Here is a 5386-nt window from a genome sequence, read left to right as displayed (position 1 = left end):
CGGGAAAGAGGCAAAAAAGGATGAGGCGCTGAGGCCGATTCCGAAGTTCTTTGACAGTGTGCGCAGGTGACTTGTGCGGGCGTCTGGCAGGTGGATGGTTGTCCATCTTGCAGACGTTCGTAACAGAACCAAGTCAATTCAAAGCATGCAAATGCAGTGAGTAATTTGGAGCTGGTGACGACGACTGCACTCAAAGCATTAGGACTTCGGTCCGAAAAGTTTAAGTGAAGAGTTTGATCCTGGCTCAGAGTGAACGCTGGCGGCAGGCCTAACACATGCAAGTCGAACGGCAGCACAGCAGTAGCAATACTGTGGGTGGCGAGTGGCGGACGGGTGAGGAATACATCGGAATCTGCCTAGTCGTGGGGGATAACGTAGGGAAACTTACGCTAATACCGCATACGACCTACGGGTGAAAGCGGGGGATCGCAAGACCTCGCGCGATTAGATGAGCCGATGTCCGATTAGCTAGTTGGCGGGGTAATGGCCCACCAAGGCGACGATCGGTAGCTGGTCTGAGAGGATGATCAGCCACACTGGAACTGAGACACGGTCCAGACTCCTACGGGAGGCAGCAGTGGGGAATATTGGACAATGGGCGCAAGCCTGATCCAGCCATGCCGCGTGGGTGAAGAAGGCCTTCGGGTTGTAAAGCCCTTTTGTCCGGAAAGAAAAGCACTGGATTAATACTTCGGTGTTCTGACGGTACCGGAAGAATAAGCACCGGCTAACTTCGTGCCAGCAGCCGCGGTAATACGAAGGGTGCAAGCGTTACTCGGAATTACTGGGCGTAAAGCGTGCGTAGGTGGTTCGTTAAGTCTGATGTGAAAGCCCTGGGCTCAACCTGGGAATTGCATTGGATACTGGCGGGCTAGAGTGCGGTAGAGGATGGCGGAATTCCCGGTGTAGCAGTGAAATGCGTAGAGATCGGGAGGAACATCTGTGGCGAAGGCGGCCATCTGGACCAGCACTGACACTGAGGCACGAAAGCGTGGGGAGCAAACAGGATTAGATACCCTGGTAGTCCACGCCCTAAACGATGCGAACTGGATGTTGGGTGCAACTAGGCACTCAGTATCGAAGCTAACGCGTTAAGTTCGCCGCCTGGGGAGTACGGTCGCAAGACTGAAACTCAAAGGAATTGACGGGGGCCCGCACAAGCGGTGGAGTATGTGGTTTAATTCGATGCAACGCGCAGAACCTTACCTGGCCTTGACATCCACGGAACTTTCCAGAGATGGATTGGTGCCTTCGGGAACCGTGAGACAGGTGCTGCATGGCTGTCGTCAGCTCGTGTCGTGAGATGTTGGGTTAAGTCCCGCAACGAGCGCAACCCTTGTCCTTAGTTGCCAGCACGTAATGGTGGGAACTCTAAGGAGACCGCCGGCGACAAGCCGGAGGAAGGTGGGGATGACGTCAAGTCATCATGGCCCTTACGGCCAGGGCTACACACGTACTACAATGGTGGGGACAGAGGGCTGCGAACCCGCGAGGGTGAGCCAATCCCAGAAACCCCATCTCAGTCCGGATTGGAGTCTGCAACTCGACTCCATGAAGTCGGAATCGCTAGTAATCGCAGATCAGCATTGCTGCGGTGAATACGTTCCCGGGCCTTGTACACACCGCCCGTCACACCATGGGAGTTTGTTGCACCAGAAGCAGGTAGCTTAACCGCAAGGGGGGCGCTTGCCACGGTGTGGCCGATGACTGGGGTGAAGTCGTAACAAGGTAGCCGTATCGGAAGGTGCGGCTGGATCACCTCCTTTAGAGACTAAAGACAGCAAATTGCCTGTCGGACGTCCGCACAAGTGACCTGCATCCAAAGCGTCCCGCACCGGCGAAGAGCCGACGTGCACACGGGGCCATAGCTCAGCTGGGAGAGCACCTGCTTTGCAAGCAGGGGGTCGTCGGTTCGATCCCGACTGGCTCCACCATCTGGCTTAGACGCATAACGGGTCTGTAGCTCAGGTGGTTAGAGCGCACCCCTGATAAGGGTGAGGTCGGTGGTTCGAGTCCTCCCAGACCCACCAAACTGCTTTGGATGAATGTCGCGCACACTTAAATTGAATTCGCCTGGCACTGTGGCCGGGCGAAGATCTTTGAAAACTTGGGACGTAACGAGCGTTTGAGACGAATGTCCAGACGTGTCGAAAGAGGCTAAGGCGAGCATCGAGAGATGCTTTATTGAAGTGATAAGTCGTTGAGATTCGCGACGACATGACCTTGAGGCGACTCGAGGTTATATGGTCAAGCGAATAAGCGCACACGGTGGATGCCTTGGCGGTCAGAGGCGATGAAGGACGTGGTAGCCTGCGAAAAGCGTCGGGGAGCTGGCAACAAGCTTTGATCCGGCGATGTCCGAATGGGGAAACCCACCCGAAAGGGTATCCTGCAGTGAATACATAGCTGCTGGAAGCGAACGCGGTGAACTGAAATATCTAAGTAACCGTAGGAAAAGAAATCAACCGAGATTCCCTGAGTAGCGACGAGCGAACGGGGACTAGCCCAAAAGTCGATCGAGTTCTAGCAAAACGGTCTGGAAAGGCCGGCCATAGAAGGTGATAGCCCTGTATGTGAAAGGGCTCGATCGATGAAATTGAGTAGGGCGGGGCACGTGAAACCCTGTCTGAACATGGGGGGACCATCCTCCAAGGCTAAATACTACTGACCGACCGATAGTGAACCAGTACCGTGAGGGAAAGGCGAAAAGAACCCCGGCGAGGGGAGTGAAATAGACCCTGAAACCGTGTGCGTACAAGCAGTCGGAGCCCGCAAGGGTGACGGCGTACCTTTTGTATAATGGGTCAGCGACTTACTGTCTGTGGCGAGCTTAACCGTATAGGGGAGGCGAAGGGAAACCGAGTCTGAACAGGGCGCATAGTCGCAGGCAGTAGACCCGAAACCGGGTGATCTAGTCATGCCCAGGGTGAAGGTTGAGTAACATCAACTGGAGGCCCGAACCCACTCCCGTTGCAAAGGTAGGGGATGAGGTGTGATTAGGAGTGAAAAGCTAATCGAACCCGGAGATAGCTGGTTCTCCTCGAAAGCTATTTAGGTAGCGCCTCATGTGAATCTTCCTGGGGGTAGAGCACTGTTATGGCTAGGGGGTCATTGCGACTTACCAAACCATGGCAAACTCCGAATACCAGGACAGACTGCATGGGAGACACACGGCGGGTGCTAACGTCCGTCGTGAAAAGGGAAACAACCCAGACCCACAGCTAAGGTCCCAAATTACCGCTAAGTGGAAAACGATGTGGAAAGGCACAGACAGCCAGGAGGTTGGCTTAGAAGCAGCCACCCTTTAAAGAAAGCGTAATAGCTCACTGGTCGAGTCGGTCTGCGCGGAAGATTTAACGGGGCTAAGCGGTAAACCGAAGCTTGGGGTGCACGCTCTGCGTGCGCGGTAGAGGAGCGTTCCGTAAGCCTGTGAAGGTGGATTGAGAAGTCTGCTGGAGGTATCGGAAGTGCGAATGCTGACATGAGTAACGATAATGCGGGTGAAAAGCCCGCACGCCGAAAGCCCAAGGTTTCCTTGCGCAACGTTAATCGGCGCAGGGTGAGTCGGCCCCTAAGGCGAGGCAGAAATGCGTAGTCGATGGGAAGCTGGTTAATATTCCAGCACCTCGCGTAAGTGCGATGGAGGGACGGAGAAGGTTAAGCAGGCCGGGCGTTGGTTGTCCCGGTGAGAGGGTTGAGGCGGTGCTCTTAGGCAAATCCGGGAGCGCAACGTTGAGACCAAGGACGAGCCCTATCGGGCGAAGCTGCTGATATCACGCTTCCAGGAAAAGCTCCTAAGCTTCAGCTTACGCAGACCGTACCGTAATCCGACACAGGTGGGCAGGATGAGAATTCTCAGGCGCTTGAGAGAACTTGGGTGAAGGAACTAGGCAAAATAGTACCGTAACTTCGGGAGAAGGTACGCCCTCCATGGTGAATAGCTGGGGAGGGCCGCAGTGACCAGGCCGCTGCGACTGTTTATCAAAAACACAGCACTCTGCAAACACGAAAGTGGACGTATAGGGTGTGACGCCTGCCCGGTGCTGGAAGGTTAAGTGATGGGGTCAGCGCAAGCGAAGCTCTTGATCGAAGCCCCAGTAAACGGCGGCCGTAACTATAACGGTCCTAAGGTAGCGAAATTCCTTGTCGGGTAAGTTCCGACCTGCACGAATGGCGTAACGACAGCGGCGCTGTCTCCACCCAAGACTCAGTGAAATTGAAATCGCTGTGAAGATGCAGCGTTCCCGCGGCAAGACGGAAAGACCCCGTGAACCTTTACTATAGCTTTACACTGAACGTTGAGTTCGTCTGTGTAGGATAGGTGGGAGCCTTTGAAGCGATGGCGCTAGCTGTCGTGGAGGCAACCTTGAAATACCACCCTGATGTGCTTGACGTTCTAACCTGGGCCCGTGATCCGGGTCGGGGACCGTGTATGGTGGGTAGTTTGACTGGGGCGGTCTCCTCCTAAAGAGTAACGGAGGAGCACGAAGGTACGCTCAGCGCGGTCGGACATCGCGCACTGTGTGCAAAGGCATAAGCGTGCTTGACTGCAAGAGCGACGGCTCAAGCAGGTACGAAAGTAGGTCTTAGTGATCCGGTGGTTCTGTATGGAAGGGCCATCGCTCAACGGATAAAAGGTACTCCGGGGATAACAGGCTGATACCGCCCAAGAGTTCATATCGACGGCGGTGTTTGGCACCTCGATGTCGGCTCATCACATCCTGGGGCTGTAGTCGGTCCCAAGGGTATGGCTGTTCGCCATTTAAAGTGGTACGCGAGCTGGGTTCAGAACGTCGTGAGACAGTTCGGTCCCTATCTGTCGTGGGCGTTGGAGATTTGAGAGGGGCTGCTCCTAGTACGAGAGGACCGGAGTGGACGAACCTCTGGTGTTCCGGTTGTCACGCCAGTGGCACTGCCGGGTAGCTATGTTCGGAAGCGATAACCGCTGAAAGCATCTAAGCGGGAAGCGCGCCTCAAGATGAGATCTCCCGGGGCACAAGCCCCCTGAAGGAACCATCAAGACTAGGTGGTTGATAGGCAGGGTGTGTAAGCGCAGCAATGCGTTGAGCTAACCTGTACTAATGATCCGTGTGGCTTGACCATATAACCTCAAGTCGCCTTACCTCGACCGACACGTCGACGTTCGGCACAACCTCGTTACGTCCCAAGACCCAATGAGAGCGTGAGCGCTGCTTCTCCGGAAGCCGGCGACCCTCCACCCTCTCCCTGGTGACAATAGCTGCGTGGAACCACCCGATCCCATCCCGAACTCGGAAGTGAAACGCGCACGCGCCGATGGTAGTGTGCACTCAGCATGCGAGAGTAGGTCATCGCCAGGGCCTTACACCGAACCCCCTGCAGCCAACGCTGCAGGGGGTTCTTCTTT

At 55.3% G+C, this 5386-nt stretch carries 2 tRNA genes and 3 rRNA genes; all 5 read left to right on the top strand.

Features of this window, described 5'->3' with window-relative positions:
• Positions 1–221 precede the first annotated feature (221 nt).
• The 5 genes from ACT53R_RS19575 (at position 222) to rrf (ending at position 5339) form a co-directional block, all read left to right on the top strand.
• Positions 222–1766 (top strand): 16S ribosomal RNA (locus ACT53R_RS19575).
• A gap of 92 nt (positions 1767–1858) precedes the next feature.
• Positions 1859–1934 (top strand) — tRNA-Ala (locus ACT53R_RS19570).
• A 19-nt stretch (positions 1935–1953) separates the two neighbouring features.
• A tRNA-Ile gene (locus ACT53R_RS19565) sits at positions 1954–2030 on the top strand.
• A gap of 215 nt (positions 2031–2245) precedes the next feature.
• Positions 2246–5103: ribosomal RNA gene (locus ACT53R_RS19560) — 23S ribosomal RNA — on the top strand.
• Positions 5104–5225: 122 nt separating this feature from the next.
• Positions 5226–5339: ribosomal RNA gene (rrf, locus tag ACT53R_RS19555) — 5S ribosomal RNA — on the top strand.
• The 16S, 23S and 5S rRNA genes sit together here with 2 tRNA genes alongside, the layout of an rRNA operon.
• The last annotated feature ends 47 nt before the right edge of the window (positions 5340–5386 follow it).

It is taken from the genome of Lysobacter sp. DMC104, from assembly GCF_056313665.1.
The sequence above is the reverse complement of the archived record's forward strand: the minus strand, read 5'-3'. Positions and strand labels throughout refer to the sequence as shown.